This window comes from uncultured Succiniclasticum sp., assembly GCF_902793885.1.
Taxonomy (GTDB): Bacteria; Bacillota; Negativicutes; order Acidaminococcales; family Acidaminococcaceae; genus Succiniclasticum.
The window spans coordinates 1-20,699 of sequence record NZ_CADBFF010000033.1; the positions used below are offsets into that span (position 1 = coordinate 1).

Sequence of the window (20,699 nt, forward strand, 5' to 3'; positions counted from 1 at the left end):
TTTTTGACTTCGTTAGGTCTGTCCCAAAAGGGACTGACCCGCACATTCATTTGGTTCGTTATTCAGTTCTCAAGGTTCCTTGCCGTCAACTGACGACTTTCATAGTTTACTACATCCCAATGATGTTGTCAACTGTTTTTTTGATTTTTTTATAAATCGTTAATCGTCTTATGGCGGGTAAGTGTATTTTATCTTTTTTCCTCCAAAAAAGCAATAGGTTTTCCCGGCAATTTCAATAAAAATTTTTATTTTTGTGCTATAGTCTACTCGCCTATACTATACGTTGTGCACTGACCGATAAATCATATTTTTGGAAAAATGGATATCAAATAAATTTGAAACAAATAACATACTTTTAACACACTTTAATGACAAATCGGAGTTATAATGCTATAATGTAGTGTAATATGCTTTGGCATAATTCAATTATCACGATTAAGAAAGATGAGGTAGACATGAACAGCAATTCTTCATTATTTCGGGGAAAGCTTCTGATAACTCTCACGGCTTTATTTACAGCAGCCCTGCTGACAACTTCCTGCGGGTATTCCATTTCCGATTCCGCTATGGAAGAAGGCCTGGTTCCTGATGCAGTTTCCCAGTTTTACGATAATGAAAATAAAATTATTTTTACTACAGCTTCCGCTGAACACCGACTGCCTGTAAAGATGGACAAGATTCCAAAGCACGTCCGGGCCGCTTTTATTTCAATTGAAGATAACCGTTTCTATGATCACAGCGGCATTGACTACCGCGGCACATTCCGCGCTTTGGTCAGCAACATTATGGGACAGGAAGTACAGGGTGGCAGTACGATAACGCAGCAGCTTGCCAAAAACGCATTCCTGACACAGGAACGTACGATTTCCCGTAAAATCAAGGAAGCATTTCTTGCCAGGCAGATGGAAAACAAATATACGAAAGACGAAATCCTGAATATGTACCTTAACCAGATTTATTTTGGGGAGGGCGCATATGGTGTAGAATCTGCCGCACTGACATATTTCGGAAAACATATCCAGGATGTTTCCCTTGCAGAAGCTGCTACGTTAGCCGCAATCCCAAAAAGTCCGAACTACTACGACCCCATGGATAATCCAAAGGCAAATAAAGAACGCCGGGAGATCGTCCTTGACCAGATGGTAAAATATGGGCACATCACCCAGGCCGAGGCACAGAAAGCTAAAGCAGAAGAAGTAAAAATACGCAAAGACGAAAGTAAAGGAAAACAAAAAGACCTTCGTTCTTATTTCTTCGATTACGTTTCCCAGCTGGTTATGGATAAATTCGGCGCAGACGCTTTGTTTAAAGGCGGCCTGAAAATTTACACTACGCTGGACAGCAGCATGCAGGCCAAGGCGGAACACGCGATCCGATATCTGCCTGATCTGTGGACAGAAGATCCCGATAAACTCACGCAGCCTCAGGTCGGGCTCGTTGCACTCGATCCTACTAACGGCTATATTAAAGCCATGATCGGCGGGCGCGGCCAGGATAAATTCAACCGTGCTGTACTCGCCCAACGGCAGCCCGGTTCCTCTTTTAAAGCTTTCGTTTATCTGACTGCCATGGACAACGGTTTGAATGCAGCCACTATGGTTGACGACAAACCGCTGAAAATTGGAGGATGGGCTCCCCAGAATGCAGGCGGCGGTTTCCATGGAACAGTTACCCTGCGTACCGCTCTGTCCCGGTCCTATAACATCCCTGCGATTCGGGTCGCATTACGGGTCGGCACAGATAAAGTCATGCGGATGGCAAAAGCATGTGGTATCACATCGTTAGTGGAAGACGGTCCGTATACCGATAATAATCCGGCCATGGCCTTAGGCGGGCTTACCAAAGGCGTCAGCCCGTTAGAAATGGCTGTTGCATATGGTACCATTGCTAATAACGGGGTATTGAACCAGCCGGTTGCCATTACGAAAATTGTAGACCGCAATGGTAAGATTATCTTCGAACATAAACACGCGCCGAAACAGGTTGTCAGCGCCAAAGCAGCCTATCAGACCACTGATATGCTGAAAGATGTACTGATCAGCGGTACAGCCGGAGGTTCCGGTCTGGGACGCCCGGCAGCCGGAAAAACCGGTACCACCGATGATTCCAAAGATGCCTGGTTCTGCGGTTACACTCCAAACCTTTCCTGTGCAGTCTGGGTTGGCGACGACCGAAACCGCAGTATGGGAGCTATGTACGGTTCCGGCGCTCCGTTAAGCATCTGGCACGATTTCATGATCAATGCTGTACAGGAAGTTCCGTATGCAGACTTTGTCCGTCCTTCCGGAGCCGTAACACCTGTTGGCGCGGACATTGGAAACAAAGAAGAAGAAGATAAAGACAAGAACAAAGAAGAAGAAACCAAACTGCAAAACGATCCCCTTGCAAAACCGCCTAAAGTCGTAAAGCCTAAATCGAGCACGAATAAGCCGGATAAACCGGCGGTCAGCAACAAACCGGTAGTAAGCAATAAGCCGGAAAAGAGGAATAGTCCTTCCGTAAACAAACCTGCTTCTACCAAACCGACTCCGGCAAAACCGGCGCCGGCGAAACCCGTACCGACCAAACCACAGAAAGATACTAAAAAATAACACGGATTGAGCAATCCCTGCCCTAACAAAACATAACTCCCGCTGGTCTGAGGCCAGCGGGAGTTTTTTTTATCACCTGTTATAACTCTTTTGCAAAAGCTGAACCGCCAATGAACTCCTTTAAGATGGAATTGTTTGGAATCATGTCCTCATCCAGCGGTTCGACCAACCGTAACAGGCGAAGCAGCCTGGAGGCGGTAAAAAACGCTTTTTTCTCTTCTTTCGGAACAGTCTCTAACAAAGGCACTGCAAACTTGCGTAAAATAGCAGGCTCATAGATTAATGACGTGTTAAAGAAGATGTCCGCCTCTTCCTGACAGGGGAAAATGTATTTTTCTTCCCCATACCGTACCGAAGGCCACATTTTGATCGTATCCAGCGCATCATGGGAACGGAACCGCGAGTCGCGGACCATACGCCGCAACAGACGTAAATCTGTCGTATGAATACGGTTAAACGCATCCAGTGACATGGGTGTCAGGGCACTGACAAAAATCTTCAGCTTGTTCTCATCCGGCACGGATTCTGTAACCTTGCGATTCAGTGCATGGATTCCTTCAATTACAAAAATGCTGTTCTCCTGCATGCGTATCTTCTGACCGCGGTATTCCCTGTGTCCGGTCATAAAATTATAGTACGGCAACATCACGGTTTCGCCCCGAAGAAGTTGTGTCAGATGCTCATTGAACAAAGGGATATCTATCACATCCACCCGTTCAAAATCATACGTTCCGTCCGGATTTTTCGGTGTATCTTCCCGATTCACATAATAATTATCCATGGAAATCGGAATCGGATGAAGCCCGTTCACCTCCATCTGCACACAAAGTCTCTGATTGGATGAAGTCTTCCCGGAAGAAGACGGACCTGCTATCAGGACAAATTTTAGTTTATCACGGTGCTGCGTGATGTAGTCCGCAATGGCTACAAACTTCTTTTCCTGCAGCCCTTCCGCCACACGGATAATTTTATCGGCCCGGCCTTCCCGGATAATGCGATTCAATTTCGCCAGCGTATTACAGCCGATCATAGCGGACCACTCTTCCGCTTCCTGATACGCATGATTGATGCGCCGCACTGTATCCCAGGGCGGCAGATTCCGATAATCCTCAATTTCTGGATAATTAATTACAAATCCCTTATCAAAGGGAATCAGTTCAAAGGCTGCCAAATGTTCCGTACTAGGCAAGAGCGGTTCAAAAAACGGCTCCCGTACCCCGCACAGTTCGTAGGCAAACAACGTCTCAGATTCCGGGGCCATATTGATCATAGCCAGCACGTCCTGTCCCAGATAAGGATCCTGCTTTGCCCTCTCAATTGCTTCCCGGCGATCTACCGGAAACGTCACAATGGGATATTTTGCTGCAACAATGGTGTGCATTTTGTCTTCCAGTTGCTTTAACTGAACCGGGGTCAGCGGATTTTTCGGCATAATACAGTACAGGGCACTGCCCAGCGAATTACAGACTTCCAGCTCCGTATCAGGGAACAGTTCTTTCATAGCCACATCACAGACAAATACGATGCTGCGGACAAAGGCACGCATCCCTTCGACGGAATTCATGGGAATAAATGACACTTCCCCATCTTCCGTAACCTGATACGATAAGCTGTACTCCAGTCCGTCAAACACTCCTACGGCAAGAGGAGAATCGTAGTTATCCGAAAAATCCTTTCCCATCTCTGCCAAAGTTGTTCCTACTGCAAATTCCCTTTTTACGCCACCCGGCAATGTAATATGCAGCATACTGTTCCTCCATTCAAGTGCTATCCGTTCAAATGCTATTAGAAAAAAGGCTGAAGTTTTACCTTCAGCCGGAGTAATCCAAATCTGTTAAAAAGAAACCATAGCAGGTTCGTTTCCATAATTAACAAAAAACATTATTTACATTTTGCAGCTTCTACAGCCTTCAGCGCCTCATTCAGCTTCGTAGCAATACCTGAGATTTTCTGCAACGGGATGGAACACAGCGCAACACGCACACCGGCCGCCAACGGAACCAGATAAATATGATCCTTGTGCAGAATATCACACACTGCCTGAGAATTATCACAGGGAACTGACAGGAAGAAACCGGCTATATACGGAATCATGGGAAGTCCGCAGGCTTTTGCTTCTTCCACAAAAACGTCTGCGCGAGCCTTAATCATCTTGTAATAGTGATCCCGTTCCGCCTCCACCGCAGTCAGCAATGCTTCATCGCTGTAAATCTGAACCAGCGTACGCATGGCTGCACGGTTTGTATTGGACCAGGTAGCACGGCTGGTATACTGGTTGATCTCAAAAAACTCCCTGGCCGCTTCTTCACTGGACGATACACAAATCATTGCGCCCAGGCGCTGCCCATACATGGTAAATCCTTTTGACATGCTGTACTGCACGATAGCCAGTATTCTTTCCGGAAGATCATTCAATGCTTCAAACACCTTGCGTACCGCATTCTTTTCCCCGGCGTAATCAATATAGGCCGCATCCAGGAACAGGATTGCCTGTTTCCCTGTCTTTTCCGTTGCGTTCTTCAGCATAGCTACTACCTGATCCATATCTTCTTTGGTCAGGCTGTAACCGGTCGGATTATGGGCCGGTGTGTTAATGATGACCATAACGCTGTTCTGCCTGTCCAGCAATGCGTTAACTTTCGCTTCCAACGCCGGCAGATTAAAAGTACCTTCATCCGTCAACATCTTATAGGTATCCAGCTTGCGCCCCATATCCAGGCACAATACCTTATAAGCTCCCCAGTACCAGTCTGCCGTAATCACCGTATCGCCGGCTTCCGTATAGTTCCAGATTGCATGATGGATACCGCCGGTTCCGCCGGTAGTTGCTACTGCACTCGTAAATCCGTTGGGACGGGATTTGCCAAATGTCGCCACCTGTACCTTTTCCAGATAATCAGGCGTACCGGCAATCGGTGCATAGGCAATCACCTCATTAATCGGAAGATTACGGAATACCGCTTCTACTGTCGGAAGACATACCAGTTTTGAATCGTCATCCATAATTGCACCGATGGTGCCATTCGTTACATTTTCTGCGCCGTTAGCCGCCGCATCAGCCACCGCCAGTGCATTGGCCGCAAAAATAATGTCATTGGCAGCTTTCCCCTTAGACTGGGGCGCCGCAAAGCTTGTATACATTTATATTGTCTCCTTGTCAATCCTTCAGACCGATAACAGGCTGCAATTCAGCCTCTAATCTGTTCCCACAACGCCGCAACTTCTGTGCACCCCTTATTTTTCTTCAGTAGGGAAGAAAAATCGGTGCACCACGTTCACGGCTTTCTTCTCATCTTCTTTGGCGATGAGACAGGAAATTGTAATTTCAGAGGTACTGATAACATCTAAATTAATCTTTTCGCTGGCCAGGGCGCCAAACATACGGGCCGCCACTCCGGGATTCCCCAGCATACCTGCACCAACAATAGAAACCTTGGCAACATTGGCTTCCACATCAACCCGGACAAAGCCGATCTTTCCTTTGAGCTGTTCCAGCACGCCTACCGTATCCGCCATATCCGTCTTGGTCACGGTAAAGACGATATCATTTTTCTCTTTCACATTGGAAGCGCTCTGCACGATCATATCCACCGCAATGTTTTCCTTTGCCAGCGCATCAAAAATCTGATAAGCGACACCGGGAACGTCGGGCACGCCCCGCACAGCAATCTTTGCCACATTAGAATCGCTAGCCACGCCGCGGATAATAAACTTTTTCTCTTCCATCATCGTATACTCCCCTCTGATAATCGTTCCTTCTACCCTGTTAAATGTGGACCGGACATGAATATCCGTACCGGTCAGTTCGCCGTATTCCACAGCGCGGGGCTGCATTACACCTGCACCCAGACGGGCCAGTTCCAGCATTTCCCCGAACGTTATCTCTTTTAACTTGATTGCATTGGGCACCACACGGGGATCGGCAGTATAAACGCCGTCCACATCGGTATAAATTTCGCAGATATCCGCTTTCAGACCCGCGGCCACTGCTACTGCCGTTGTATCACTGCCACCGCGCCCTAATGTGGTGATATCGCCTTCGTCGGTAATGCCCTGGAATCCGGCAACAATTACAATATTTCCTTCATCCAATGCTTTTTTGACACGGTCCGCATTTACTTCCAAAATGCTTGCTTTTGTAAAGCTTGCATTCGTACGGATGCCCGCCTGAAATCCGGTAAAGGAAATCGCTTTCTGCCCCCGTTCCATAAATGCAGTAGCCAGCAGAGCAATAGAAACCTGCTCGCCCGTGGCCAGCAGCATGTCCATTTCCCGTTTGGGCATATGATCCGTAATACGACCTGCCAATGTCAGCAGATCATCCGTTGTATCGCCCATGGCGGAAACAACGATTACAATTTTGTCGTCCGGCTTTTTTTCAGCCAGGACACGGTCCACAAGATGATAGATCTTCTCCGGCGTAGCCACGCTGCTTCCGCCGAACTTTTTAACAACAAATGCCATACATCGCCCCTCCTAGAACATATATGGTTATTATATCACCAATTGATACCGATTCACAACCCGAAATTGCAATATATTGTGATTTTTTTACAGTTATGACGCAATAATTAGTATGATTATCGTTCGTTCCCTCTATCGTACGGTTACCACAGTCACCCCGGCTCCTCCCATGGACAGATCCGCCAGCGCCACTGCCGCCACACTGCGGTGCCCTTTCAAATAGGCATGCAGCCCGGCCCGCAATGCGCCGGTTCCCTTTCCGTGAATGATACGTACCTGGGAAATCCCCGCCAGCAACGCATCATCAATCGCCCGGTCCACATACGGAATGGCTTCATCTGTCGTCATGCCCCGTACATCCACCTCCTGCCCCGTGCTTTCTGTTTTCGCAACAAACATGGCGTGGGATGCATTGTGCTTATATTGCGAAGGTTTCGGTTTTTCCTTTGGTGTATCCTTTACAAGAAGACACTGTGACAATGGTACTGTCATTTTCAGCACACCCACAGAAACCAGCCCGTCTTTTCCTTTTACTTCCAGAAGGGTCCCGTTCTTACGTAAAGACTTGACCAGCACTGTCATGCCGGAGCGGGCATTAGCCGGCGTAAGGGGCGTCCCCTCCGGTAACGGTTCGTCAAGGCTTAAATGTTTGTCAAGCCGTTTCCTCGCCTCTTCTGCTTTTGCCTGCAAGGCCTTCACAGCTAAATCGGCTTTCAGGGAACGCAGTTCCTTCAGTACAGCTTCTGCTTCACGGCGGCTGGTACGGTAAATTTCATCTGCCTGATACCGTGCTTTACGAAGTAATTCATTCTTCTGCTTTTCAAAATCTTTTTTCTGCCAGGCCAGCTGGTTTCGCAGTTTTTCACTTTCATACCGCAATTCTTCTACTTCCCGGCTACGGCTTTCAAAACGACGCCGCTCTCCTTCCAGTCCCTGCAGCACATCTTCCATATGCACATGCTCTTCGTTCAGCAGATCGCCGGCATTGTGAACGATCTCCTCAGACAATCCCAGTCTGCGGCTGATATTAAACGCGTTGCTGCTGCCCGGCACGCCCATCAGCAGACGGTATGTGGGAAGCAGCGTATCCGGATTGAACTCCACGCTGGCGTTTTCCATGCCTTCGCGGCCAAACGCAAAGGTCTTCAGCTCACTGTAATGGGTTGTCATCATAGTAAATACGCCCTGTTTCGTCAGGTGATCCAGAATAGACATTGCCAGTGCAGCGCCTTCATTAGGATCCGTACCGGCACAGATCTCATCCACCAGCACCAGATCCCGTTCCCGTACCTCCTGAAGAATGCTTACCAGGTTCATCATATGGCCGGAGAATGTGGAAAGACTTTGCTCTATACTCTGCTCGTCCCCGATATCCGCATATACCGCCCGGAACACGGGAAGCTTAACATTTAATGCCGGAATGAACATGCCCGTCTGGCTCATCAGGGCAAACAGGCCTAACGCCTTTAACGCCACCGTCTTACCGCCGGTATTGGGGCCGGTAATCAGCAGTGTGTTAAACGTTTCGCCTAAATTCACGTCCAACGGTACTGCCGTTTCCACAGGCAGCAACGGATGCCGTCCTTTTTCAATACGCAATCCGCCGTTGGATACCAGTTGAGGCTGACAGGCTTTCGTTTCCACTGCGTACAGTGCTTTCGCATACACCGCATCGACATCCGCTGCCACGGCAAGGCAACGCAACAGCACGTCGCCTTCCCCGCCGATGGCGCCGGAAAGTTGCCGCAGTATCCGTTCGATTTCTTCCTTTTCTTCGGCCAGATAGCGTTTTATATTGTTATTCAGGTTCACCACAGCCATAGGCTCGATGAACAGCGTGGCTCCGGTTCCGCTCTGGTCGTGAACAATACCGGGAAAATTCGCCCGGTACTCCTGTTTAATCGGAATCACATACCGGTCTCCCCGCATGGTTACCAGTGCATCCTGAAAGTATTTCTGGTTATTCGGATCATGCAGTATCTTCTCCAGCTGTGAGCGAACTTTGCTTTTTGCAGTCGCAATCCCGGTACGTAGTCCCGCCAGTTTTACAGAAGCTGTATCCAGAATCTCCCCCTTTTCCGAAACTGTTTTTTCCAACTGGCGTACCAGTTTGGGAAACTCCACAAGATTCCGGCCATACTCTGCTAGGTTCGGGTGCTCATCACTTTGTGTCAGCAGGAACACTTTCAACGCACCGAACGCCTGCATACTGGATTTGATCTGCATCAGTTCTTCCACATCCAGTATACTGCCGATACGGGCCCGCTTTACAGCTTCAGCAATATTGTACAGACCTCCGAACGGAAACCGCTTTCCTTCGTTTAAAAACCGCAACGCTTCCGCTGTTTCCATATGCATCCGTTTTACCGTTTCAAAATCAGAAGAAACAGGAAGGCTCAGCAGTCGTTCTTTTCCCTGCTCCGTAGCTGCCTTTTCCGCAACATTCTGCTTTACTTTGTCAAATTCCAGCGTTTTGACGGCAAAACGCCCTGAAATACGAGTATTCATAATTTTATATTCTCTCCATCTTCACCCGGAACGATATCTTTCGCGGCGTATCCATACTGTCAAACTGAATCACATGGGCGCCTCTGTCTCTATCCACATCTGTGACGGTACCAGTCCCGAACACAGCATGACGGACCCGCTGTCCCACAGGAAATACAACGTCTCTTTCGCTGGCAGGCATATATTTTCGGCTGAGTTCGATATAGTCCCTCGCTTCTTTAATCAATCCTTCCCGCGGTTCTTTCGTAAACTGAATCAGCTGCCGATCGATATCCAGAATGAAACGGGACGGATACTGAGGCGAACCGTCAAAGTTCCGGCTCTCTGCCCGGGTTAGATACAACCGATTTTCCGCGCGTGTAGCGGCCACAAAAGCCAGCCGTCGTTCCTCCTCCATGGCTTCCAGCGTTCGAACTTTCCGGGAGGGGAAGATTCCCTCATTCATACCGCACAGAAAGACACATGGGAACTCCAGACCCTTAGCTGCGTGGACCGTCATCAGCTTCACCTTTCCTTTGCTGTCCAGACTGTCTGTGTTGGTAAAGAGAGCCACGTGGCTCAGGTAATGCTCCAGCGTGCATTCCTCACCGCAGGTGGTCTCGTATTCGTAAACGGACTGCTTCAGTTCCGCCAGATTGTCCAGTCTTTCCTGGCTCCCTTCGGTGCGAAGCATTTTCTCATATCCGCTTTCGTTCAGGATATCCGCCAGCACCTCCGAAACCGGACGTCCCGCCTGCCCGCCGGCAAACCGTTCCATCAGCGCTACAAACTGCCCGGCCTTCGTACCTTTAAATACAGGATCCTCCCATGTTGCCTGCAGTGCCTGATACAGCGTACAGCTGTGCTGTTCGGCATAATCCTGTAAAAATTCCATGCGTCGTTTCCCCATATTGCGTTTAGGCGCATTGACGATACGACGGAAAGACAGGTCATCCCGGTAGACAATCATCCGCAGATAACAGAGCGCATCCTTAATCTCCATCCTGTCATAAAACTGTACGCCGCTGTAAATGGTATATGGAATCTTTTCCTGCAGGAACACCTGCTCGATTGCCCTTGTCACATAATGGGCCCGGTACAGCAGCGTGATTTCAGAATAAGGCATTCCCGCCTCATGCAATCGTTTTATTTCTTCGCTGATCCAATTCGCTTCTGCATCCTGCATGTCCGCAAAGTGACAGACCACCGGCCCGCCATCTGGCAACATCGGAAGCAGTTCCTTGGGAATACGTTTTGTGTTTTTTGCAATAAGGGAATTAGCTGCCGCCAAAATCTGAGGAGTAGAACGGTAATTTTCCATCATCATAATGGTCTTTGTTCCCGGGAACTTTTTATCAAAATCCAAAAGATAACTCCCGTCGGCGCCCCGCCATGTATAAATGGTCTGGTCCGGGTCTCCTACCACAAACAGGTTCTTATGCCAGGCGCAGAGAACTTCCATCAGTTCATACTGCAGATAATCAATATCCTGGAATTCATCAATCATAATGTATTCCAGCCGCTGCTGCCATTTCAGCCGTATCTCTTCCCTCTCGTTAAAGATGTACAGCGTGAATTTGATCAGATCGTTATAGTCCAGCCCGAAACATTTCTTTTCCTGATACAGGTATCCGTAAAAGATGATATCTTCCACCGTGACAGCGTTATCATATTTTTCCTTCAGCGCTTCCAGCGGCAGGGCAATCATATCCCGGTAATATTCCGGCCGCTTGAACAGTTTAAGAATTTCAATCCGGTCCCTGGCCATGGAAAAGGTCATGTTCCGCAAAGTCAGGCCCCGCTCCTCATAGATAATCTGCAGCATAGCATCCACATCAGCATTATCCAGCACCAGAAAACTTTTTGGATACTGGACAGCAAAACTGTCCTCCTGCAGTACGGAAACACAAAAGCCGTGGAACGTATTGACATATCCGGTATCGTTGTCCCCCGTCAGGTTATGAATACGCTGGCGCATCTCGTTGGCCGCTTTATTGGTAAAGGTTACACACAAAATATTGCCCGGCAGGATGCCCAGCTCGTTTACCAGAAAAGCAAAACGGCAGGACAGAGCCCGTGTTTTGCCGGAACCGGCTCCGGCGATGACGCGGACAAAACCTTCCGTGGTACTCACAGCTTCCCGCTGGGCCGTATTCAGTTTCTGCATTAAATTCCCATATTCAATATCCGGTGTCATGTGCCAGGCCTCCAAAGCTTTGAAAACAAACGTTCGTAGTTATTGTAACACATACGCCGCTAAAAGAAAAGCAGAGAAAGAAAAAGCCCTGCAACATTTTCTGCCGCAAGGCCTGTCTGTTAAGGAAACGCTGATTAATCTGTTCTTACTCTCACAAGACGCCCCGGTAATAATGACCCCGCGTGGTTCCCGGCAGATTTTCCACCGCCGTTCCCTGTAAGGCCAGGGTCTCTTTAAATCTTTGTACCAAATCCCGCAGCTGATTCGGTTCATAGGTCCGTCCGTCGATACGTACCCGGGCGATCCCCATGGCACGCAACTCCTGTAAACCGCCCAGTACAGACAAATCCTGCGAATTTAATACGTGCATACGGCAGAACTGGTCGCCGGCCAGGCGGAACTTTGCGTCCTTCCGGTCCTGCAGATAGATATCCTCCTTACATTGGAATGTGCAGGCGCCTTTATCCAGATTGCCCAAAAAGCTGCCACCCGCACAGTACTCAGATACCATCATCTCAATGGATCCCTGTACCAAACATTCCAACGGCAGCGGGCTGACTTTGGCCAGATGGGCCAACTGGCCCATGTTCAGCTCTACAGAAACAGTCGCCCCGGCCGCGTCCGCCTCTTTCCAAAATTGCAGGTTCTGGGTGTTGTAAATATTCAGACTCATATCCGCCCACAACGGTACCGTACTATTCTGTTCCTTTGCCAGCTGCCAAACACCCAGATTATGTATGTACAGCAAATCAACACTGCACGCTTCAGCCTGTTGTAAAAACTTCGAAAAATATCTCAACTGTCCTTCTTTTACGATACGGGGCGTGGAAAACGCGATGCTCCGCCCGGCTTGACGTACCAGCTTCACCGCCGTCTCATAATCAGTAAAGCTCACATCTTTCGAAGAATAGCGGTCTCCGCCGAAGATGATCCAGTCCGCACCGCCCTCCAACGCCGCTTTCACTTTGTCGACCGTATCGACCCAGACGGTTAGTTGTGTGGCCTGTTTTTCTCTGTCAACGCCTCCGTCATGATAATCCAACCCACTCAACCATTGGATCAGCCGGTTTTCGTTCTTCACAACAGGACGCGAGGGAGCAAAGGCTTCCAATCGGGCAAAATCCAACGCTTCACAGGCTTTCCGCCGTGCCTCGTTGATTTCGCTCATGGGAACCATAATACCTGCATCCATATCTGTTTCCAGTTTTTCCAGCATATATTCTGTCGTTCCCAAGCGGTCCACCTGCTTTCGCACAGCCGCTTCGTCCAACGCATGTTTCCGGGCAGGTTCCGCAATAAAATCTGTGAGGCCGGAACCGGTGTTGCCGTCAGCATCCGTAAGCACAACGTTAAGCGGACTGCCTTCATGTGCAATCACCGTTGCCGTAACAGGAATCCGTTTTTTGTTTTTTTCACCGTAAAACTGTCCGGCATACGCCATCAGTTCACTGTCAAGCGTCCGGAACACACGGTCATTCAGGCGCACTCCTTTGGGCACATCGATTTCCACCATGGTTCCCGCTGCCGCTGTTTCCACAACAGCCCCGTTGACCCGCAGGCCATTAACCACAGTGCCAACCCTTCCGCCAACTTTAACCCAGAATTCAAGACCGTCTCCCGCATGAATCGTTTTATCCAGCTTTACCACAGCTTTGGTATGATCTTTATTCAATTTCTGCACACGGCCTATCAGCACGCCCCGGTTGTTGGGACGGCGGTCACTCATCATCAGGCGGCCCTGGTGTTTTTCCAAATAAGCAGTCGTAAAATCCCGGTTGAAAATCTGCTCAATATTAGCCAGGTCCTTTTCCGGCACTTCATATGCTCCACGTTTGTAACTGTCCATAGCACGGCGGTACGCGTCAACTACCACTGCTACATACTCTGGCCGCTTCATACGGCCTTCGATTTTATAGGAGACAACGCCTGCGTCAATCATCTGAGGCAAAACACGCAGCGTGTTCAAATCTTTCGGGCTTAACAGATACTGTCCCGCATCTTTTCCTGCCAGAAGGTCCTTTCCGTTGTTATCCACCAGCGTATAAGGGAGACGACAGGGCTGGGCACACCGACCTCGGTTTCCGCTCCGTCCCCCGATCAGACTGCTCATCAGGCACTGCCCGGAATAACAAACGCATAATGCGCCGTGGATAAAGGCTTCAATTTCCAAACCGGTATCACTTGCCTTTTTTAAATCCGCCAAAGACAGTTCACGGGCAGGTACCACCCTCACGATACCATGTTCTGCCGCAAACCGAACACCGGCAGAGTTGGTCACCGTCATCTGAGTCGACGCATGCAGCGGCAGTCCCGGGACCAGTTTTTGCGCTGCCCGAATCACGCCCATATCCTGTACAATGATGCCATCGACTCCCACATTATGCAGAAAAACCAGATAATCCTCCAGTTCCGGCAACTCCTTGTCATCCACCAGCGTATTAACCGTCACATACAGACGGACATGGTGCATGTGGCAAAAGTAAACCGCCTTTTCCATCTCTTCCCGGTCAAAATTACTGGCATAGGCCCGGGCCCCAAATGCTTTTCCTCCCAGATATACCGCATCCGCCCCGGCGTTTACCGCAGCTTCCAATGCTTCCCACGTACCTGCGGGAGCAAGTAATTCTATTTCTTTCTGCATAATGATCTCCTTTGCACCTGGCCGGCAGCGAAAGCAGGAACGTTTCGTTCCGCCGGCGTTGTTCCTCATATCCAACGAAAGCAGCACCGGCACAAGGACGATGCTGCTTCATAACACTCATTTTTACTATTTAACAAGTACCGTAACATTACATTCCCGGATACCGTTGATTTTTTCCCAGGGCCGCTGATAACTCAGCTTCAACTGATAGGTACCCGGCTTTTTGGCCGCATAAAACTGGAATTCTACACCCGGTGTCCCGACCTGCTCCTTTTGGGAGTTGGGAATCACAAACGAACTTCCGGTTTTCACTATTCCCTCTGCCGGACCTCCGGAAATGGTATTTACCCACTGGAAACCGGTACTGGGGTTGGCATTCAGTTTAAAAGCAAACAAATCGCCCTGCTGAACCGTCAACACCTTTCCATCGCTGTTTTCCGTCAGCTTCCAGACTTTCAGCAGCCGACCGATATCACCGATTCGAGCCAGGGGCAACAGTTCCTCATAGGATAACCGCCGCGTAAATTCAGCGCCTTTTTTCTCAGCAAGGACAATCCCCTCATCCGTAAACAATACGTTTTCCTGATGTTTGCCCAGCAGTTTTTCCCGTTCTTCATTACTGAAAAAGAAATCATCCAGCGTAAATTCACGACCGGTCGTCAGATCCAAATTGACGCCGCGGTAATACAGGCGTCCGCCATTGGTCCCTTTCAGAAGAACGCTGATGAGACTGGGACGGTTCATGGTTACTTCATACGTGACATTACCTTTTTTGCCAACCTTATCCGCTACGTCTTCCGCCGCATTACGCAACATCCGGTTGGCCGAGCGTTGGAACACCTCGTCATTGGCTCCGTCGATCACCGGTATTTCCAGCGTAATCTGTTTGCCGCTTTTCAATTCCGTCAGCACCGTGGTAGGCTGATCCGCGAACACGCTCTGGCAGAACAGCAGTAACGTTGCCAACAATACACCTGCTATCTTTTTCATGAAGCCTCCTGATAAATCACTGTAAGGTCTGCACAATTACACAAGTCATGTTGCAATTCTGATTCATGAAATACCTGTTAACCGGTTCTGATCAGATGTGTCAAACCTTCACATTTTTTCTGCAAACGCAATGGCCTGATCCATGCGTTCCATCGTTTTATCCTTACCCAGCAGAATCATCACATCAAACATGCCCGGAGTCACGGTACGTCCGGACAATGCCAGACGGCTGGGCTGGATCACCTTGCCTAACGCCACGCCTTCTTCTTCCGCAATGGCATTGTACAGTTTTTCCAGATTTGCTTCGTTAAACTCCGCTTCTGTTGTCGCCGCCACACGTTCCCGGCACTTTTTCAACAGGGAAACGCCTTCCGCATTAAAGAACTTGCGGGCGCCCTTTTCATCAAAGGTATCAAAATCCTTAAAGAAATATGTGGAAGCGTCCACAATCTCCTGCAAGGTTTTCACACGGACACGCACCACTTCCACCAAATGGGTCAGGTACTTCTGATTCGCTTCGTCCTGCAGCCACTCTTCCGTAATGAGACCGTCTTTTACAAAGAAAGGCTTCGCATCATTGACGATACGTTCCAGCGGCAGGCTCTGCAGATACTGACCGTTGATCCAGTACAGTTTTTTGATATCATATACAGCCCCTTTGTGGGACATCTTGTTCATGTCAAACTGCTTGACCGTTTCTTCCTTGGTGATAATCTCCTGATTCCCTTCCGGGGACCAGCCTAACAAAGTCAGATAGTTCAACAGCGCTTCCGGCAGATAGCCCATGGCCTGAAACTCTTCCACAGACTGGGCGCCATGCCGTTTGGACAGCTTGCTGCGATCCGGGGCCAGGATCATGGACATGTGGCCGAATTCCGGTACCGGGAAACCCAGGGCTTCATACAGCAAAATCTGCTTCGGCGTGTTGGGAATATGTTCCTCCGCCCGCAGCACATGCGTCATGCCCATCAGATGGTCGTCGATGACAACGGCAAAGTTGTAAGTCGGCGTCCCGTTGGTCTTTGCAATCACAAAATCATCAAACTGCGTCAAATCAAAATCCATACGGCCATGAATCATGTCTTTCACCCGCATGTTGCCCTTCATGGGAATCTTAAAACGGATGGAATGCGGTTCCCCTGCCGCAATCCTGCGCTCCACTTCCTCTTTGGAAAGGTTGCGGCAGGTACGGGGATAACGGAACGGCTGCTTCCGCTGCCGCTGGATTTCCCGCTGGGCTTCCAGTTCTTCCGGTGTGCAGAAACAGTAATATGCCTTACCCTCATCCAGCAACTGCTTAAGATATTTCTGATAAATCTCCGTACGCTGGGACTGATAGTACGGTTCACTGGGACCGCCCACTTCCGGACCTTCGTCCCAATCCAGTCCCAGCCATTTCATACTGCGGATGATCTGGCCTACCGAACCTTCCTGGAAACGGGACGGATCCGTATCTTCAATACGCAAAATCAGTTTGCCGCCCTGACTTCTGGCAAACAGCCAGTTGAACAGACAGGTGCGGGCGCCGCCCACATGCAAATTGCCCGTAGGGCTGGGGGCAAAACGTACACGAACTTCACTCATGGTAACTTACTCCTATCCTTTGCTTGCAAATTGTTTTAAATCAAATGTCTCCTGCAAACAATTTACAAAAAACATCTCATCTTTCGCAGTTTATTTAATCTGTCCTTCCACAACGCCCCAGGCAGCCTGCAACGCTTCATCCACTTTTTCCGCGTCCTTGCCGCCGGCCTGCGCCATATCCGGGCGGCCGCCGCCGCCACCGCCGCAGATGGTCGCTACTTCTTTCACGATCTTGCCACAGTGGATGCCTTTGGCTACCGCATCTTTATGGGCCATAGCCAGAATACCGATCTTTCCGTTTTCAAAAACGGAAGCCAGCACCACCACGCCGCCGGTCTTGTCCCGGAGCTGGTCGCCCATGGTACGCAGGGCGTTTACATCGGACACACTGACTTTCTGTACCAGTGTGTTCACGCCTTTGATTTCTTTTATCTGGTCCGCTGCGCTGGATGCTGCTGCTGCAGCCATCTTACTTTCCAGTGCTTTCACTTTCTGGCAGGCATCTTTCGTTTCAGACAGCAGCACGTCCAAACGTTCCTCCACATCCGTATTTCGGCAGTGAAGTTTGGCTGCCACATTGCCAATGGTCTTTTCCAGGCCTTCCACATACTGCAGGGCGCCAAAACCGGTCACTGCTTCAATACGGCGCACGCCCGCACCGGTGGAAGACTCGCTGACGATCTTGAAGAGACCAATCTGGGCCGTATTGCTTACATGTACGCCGCCGCACAGTTCCATAGAGAAATCCGGAACGGTAACGACCCGCACCACGGCGCCGTATTTTTCACCGAACAGCGCCATCGCGCCTCGTTTCTTTGCTTCTTCAATCGGCACTTCTTCAAAGGTTACGGTCTTGGCCGCCAGGATCTGTTCGTTAACCATCTTCTCCACTTTCGCCAGTTCTTCCGGCGTAACCTGGGAGAAATGGGAAAAGTCAAAATGCAGACGGTCCGGACCTACATAGCTGCCTGCCTGATTGACATGGCTGCCCAGCACACTGCGCAGGGCTGCCTGCAGCAGATGGGTAGCTGTATGGTTACGGGCAATGTCGGATCTCCGGACAGTATCCACTTCATAGGTCACTGCGTCCCCAACCGCAATAGTACCCTCTTCCACCGTACCTGCCATAAACGTTACGCCGTCCGGCAGCTTTTTCGTCTTGGTAACACGCATCACGCCCGCAGGGGCTTTGATCACGCCGATATCTCCTAACTGTCCGCCGCCTTCCGCGTGAAAACCGGTTACGTCCAGGATCACTGCAGCGTCCTGTCCGTCGGAAACTGCATCCACCGGCTGGGCCTCCGCCACCGGATAGATTTTCATCACTTTACCTGCATGGGCGGCTTCATCGACTTTCAACCCTGCCACGTTCAGGTCCCGGTCATTGTACAAAACCGGACGTCCGGTCTTGTCGTCCCGGGCATCCCGGGCCATCTTGCGCTGCACTTCCAGGGCTTCCGCAAAACCTTTTTCATCCAGGGTCATGCCGTGTTCTTCCAGAATTTCCGCCGTCAGTTCCTTGGGGAAACCGAAAGTGTCGGAAAGTTTGAAAGCAACGTCCCCGTCCAGTTCAGTTTTGCCCGCTTCCTGTAATTTTGTAATTTCAACATCCAGCATGTCGCAGCCGCTCTTCAGGGTTTTCAGGAAACTGCTTTCTTCCATGTGGATGACTTTCTTAATATAATCCTGTTTCTCACGAATCTCCGGATAGTGGTCTCCGTACATGGAAACCACCACATCCACCGCACCGCCCAGGAACTCATGGTCGATACCCAGCAGGCGTCCGTGACGGACAGCCCGGCGCAGGACGCGACGCAAAATATAACCCCGGCCCAGGTTGGACGGCAGAATACCGTCGCCGATCATAAAGGTCAGGCTGCGGGCATGGTCCGCAATCACTTTCAGGGATACGTCAGATTTCGGGGACGCGTTGTACGCCACACCGCTTTCCTTGCAGGCATATTCGATAATGGGGAAAATCAGGTCCGTCTCAAAGTTGGAAGGTTTGCCCTGCAGCACAGAAGCAATCCGTTCCAACCCGGCGCCTGTATCGATGTTCTTATGTTCCAGCGGCGTGTAGGTGCCGTCTTCATTCTGGTTGAACTGGGTGAATACCAGGTTCCACAGTTCCAGGAAACGCCCGCAGTCGCAGGCCGGTCCGCAATCCGGCTTGCCGCAGCCTCGTTCCGGGCCTAAATCAATGTGGATTTCAGAGCAGGGACCGCAGGGGCCGCTGCCGATTTCCCAGAAGTTGTCTTCCAGACGGATAATACGCTCGTCAGGAATACCTACAACATCGTGCCAGATCTGATACGCCTCATCATCGGAGGTATGAATGGTAATATACAGCTTATCCCCGGGCAGCTCCAGCTCTTTGGTCAGGAATTCCCAGCTCCAGGGAATAATCTCTTTCTTGAAGTAATCGCCGAACGAAAAGTCTCCCAGCATTTCAAAATAGGTATGGTGGCGTGCCGTACGTCCCACGTTTTCAATATCGCCGGTGCGCACACACTTCTGGCATGTGGTCACACGGGGGGACGGCGGCTTCATCTTTCCGGTAAAGAAAGGCTTGAAAGGAGCCATGCCGGCGCCGATCAAAAGCAGGGTCGGATCATCCTGGGGAATCAGGGATGCACTGGGCAGGCGCATATGTCCCCGTTCTTCAAAAAATTTCAAAAACCGTTCGCGGAGTTCATTACCGCTCATGTACTTCATAGGTTCTCTCTCCTTTTGCGTTTATAAAACATCTTACTATTATAAACAAATTATACTAACTATAAAATTATACGCAAAAACACAGATAATGTCAATTGAACTGCGCAGAAAATGGCAATGCAAAAATGAAGATTTGGATTGCTTTTAAATCTGAAAATAAAAACTAACAAACCAAAAGGAACAGGCAACGCAAAAAGGTCAACGTTTGCTATTCTATGGACTCATTCGCCTGTGGCTTCGAAACTCGGTGCTTCGCACCTCAAACAGTCGAAGCCACGGGCGTCTCATGTCGTCTCATAGAATCACGCAATCGTTTCCTATGTTTTGCTTATGCCTGTTCCTTTTTAATTGTTTCTTCCTTTATCAGAACATATACGCTACGTTCACGCTACCGCCAAAGCCCCGTTGCTTGCCGCAGTAACCATGGGCGCTTATCAATTTTACAATACCACCACACCGAGGGACTTGGCAAGTTTGCGGATATGAGCTTCGGATAATCTGCTGATGTCCTTAATTGCATCCAATGGATATTTCTTTTTCAGCATATCTGCAGCAACGCGTTCATTCGCTTCAGCTACACCGGCATCTACGCCATCCGCGAACGCTTCCTTCCGTTCCTGCTCTTTCATTTTCTCTTCATCGTACTCGGTAAGGAACATCTTCTTCACCCCCGCCCTGTGCGCCTCTATCAGCGTTCTGATTACAAAACTGTCCGGCATTTCATCAATCGAAGCGTCTACCGCCGCTTCCAGGTTCTGCAGCACACGCTGGTGCTCCCGAACCCTATCCACCAGCCACGCGTACTCACGCAACGGCTGACAAGTCTCCAACAACGCCCGGTTCTTTCCGTAATTCACATTGAGCATCTTCACCTTGACTTCAATGTCGCCTTCCCCGCCGAACGCGTCGCTGAGTTTCAGGACTTGCTGCTCCGGCTGCTCCTCGGTTCCGTTATAATAACAGATGCAATGCGGTTTCGGCAAACGCTGCAGCTTTCTGCTGAACTTATAATACCCGCTTGTTGCAGTGT

At 49.7% G+C, this 20,699-nt stretch carries 10 protein-coding genes and 1 pseudogene; 1 reads left to right on the forward strand and 10 read right to left on the reverse strand.

Annotation, left to right across the window (positions count from 1 at the left end):
- The first annotated feature begins 455 nt into the window (after positions 1-455).
- Positions 456-2,591 (forward strand): PBP1A family penicillin-binding protein, encoded by a 2,136-nt coding sequence (locus QZV31_RS11940; RefSeq protein WP_295360940.1) that lies wholly within the window; start codon positions 456-458, stop codon positions 2,589-2,591.
- A 79-nt stretch (positions 2,592-2,670) separates the two neighbouring features.
- Here the strand turns inward: QZV31_RS11940 and QZV31_RS11945 are convergent, their stop codons facing one another.
- The 10 genes and pseudogenes from QZV31_RS11945 to QZV31_RS11990 form a co-directional block, all read right to left on the reverse strand.
- Positions 2,671-4,338, reverse strand: a complete 1,668-nt coding sequence (locus tag QZV31_RS11945) for a nucleoside kinase (protein WP_295360943.1) — start codon at positions 4,336-4,338, stop codon at positions 2,671-2,673.
- A gap of 134 nt (positions 4,339-4,472) precedes the next feature.
- Entirely contained in the window at positions 4,473-5,732 is a 1,260-nt protein-coding gene (locus QZV31_RS11950) for an aminotransferase class I/II-fold pyridoxal phosphate-dependent enzyme (protein ID WP_295360945.1), read from the reverse strand.
- 93 nt (positions 5,733-5,825) lie between these two features.
- Positions 5,826-7,055: an aspartate kinase gene (locus QZV31_RS11955; RefSeq protein WP_295360948.1), complete on the reverse strand. Its 1,230-nt coding sequence runs from the start codon at positions 7,053-7,055 to the stop codon at positions 5,826-5,828.
- A gap of 132 nt (positions 7,056-7,187) precedes the next feature.
- Positions 7,188-9,563 (reverse strand): endonuclease MutS2, encoded by a 2,376-nt coding sequence (locus tag QZV31_RS11960; RefSeq protein ID WP_295360951.1) that lies wholly within the window; start codon positions 9,561-9,563, stop codon positions 7,188-7,190.
- Positions 9,564-9,567: 4 nt separating this feature from the next.
- A complete protein-coding gene (locus tag QZV31_RS11965) occupies positions 9,568-11,739 on the reverse strand; it encodes a UvrD-helicase domain-containing protein (protein WP_295360953.1) in 2,172 nt (723 codons plus the stop codon).
- A 151-nt stretch (positions 11,740-11,890) separates the two neighbouring features.
- Positions 11,891-14,380: a U32 family peptidase gene (locus tag QZV31_RS11970; protein WP_295360956.1), complete on the reverse strand. Its 2,490-nt coding sequence runs from the start codon at positions 14,378-14,380 to the stop codon at positions 11,891-11,893.
- Between the two features lie 126 nt (positions 14,381-14,506).
- On the reverse strand, positions 14,507-15,370 hold the full coding sequence (locus tag QZV31_RS11975; protein WP_295360958.1) for a protease inhibitor I42 family protein: 864 nt from the start codon (positions 15,368-15,370) through the stop codon (positions 14,507-14,509).
- 108 nt (positions 15,371-15,478) lie between these two features.
- Entirely contained in the window at positions 15,479-16,954 is a 1,476-nt protein-coding gene (gltX, locus tag QZV31_RS11980) for a glutamate--tRNA ligase (RefSeq protein WP_295360960.1), read from the reverse strand.
- Between the two features lie 90 nt (positions 16,955-17,044).
- Entirely contained in the window at positions 17,045-19,669 is a 2,625-nt protein-coding gene (gene alaS / locus QZV31_RS11985; RefSeq protein WP_295360962.1) for an alanine--tRNA ligase, read from the reverse strand.
- A 440-nt stretch (positions 19,670-20,109) separates the two neighbouring features.
- A pseudogene (locus QZV31_RS11990) lies at positions 20,110-20,699 on the reverse strand (hypothetical protein); the annotation flags it as partial.

Coding starts and splice junctions, on each gene's coding strand:
- QZV31_RS11940 (WP_295360940.1), top strand. CDS start 456: ATGAACAGCAATTCTTCATTATTTCGGGGAAAGCTTCTGATAACTCTC.
- QZV31_RS11945 (WP_295360943.1), bottom strand. CDS start 4,338: ATGCTGCATATTACATTGCCGGGTGGCGTAAAAAGGGAATTTGCAGTA.
- QZV31_RS11950 (WP_295360945.1), bottom strand. CDS start 5,732: ATGTATACAAGCTTTGCGGCGCCCCAGTCTAAGGGGAAAGCTGCCAAT.
- QZV31_RS11955 (WP_295360948.1), bottom strand. CDS start 7,055: ATGGCATTTGTTGTTAAAAAGTTCGGCGGAAGCAGCGTGGCTACGCCG.
- QZV31_RS11960 (WP_295360951.1), bottom strand. CDS start 9,563: ATGAATACTCGTATTTCAGGGCGTTTTGCCGTCAAAACGCTGGAATTT.
- QZV31_RS11965 (WP_295360953.1), bottom strand. CDS start 11,739: ATGACACCGGATATTGAATATGGGAATTTAATGCAGAAACTGAATACG.
- QZV31_RS11970 (WP_295360956.1), bottom strand. CDS start 14,380: ATGCAGAAAGAAATAGAATTACTTGCTCCCGCAGGTACGTGGGAAGCA.
- QZV31_RS11975 (WP_295360958.1), bottom strand. CDS start 15,370: ATGAAAAAGATAGCAGGTGTATTGTTGGCAACGTTACTGCTGTTCTGC.
- gltX (WP_295360960.1), bottom strand. CDS start 16,954: ATGAGTGAAGTTCGTGTACGTTTTGCCCCCAGCCCTACGGGCAATTTG.
- alaS (WP_295360962.1), bottom strand. CDS start 19,669: ATGAAGTACATGAGCGGTAATGAACTCCGCGAACGGTTTTTGAAATTT.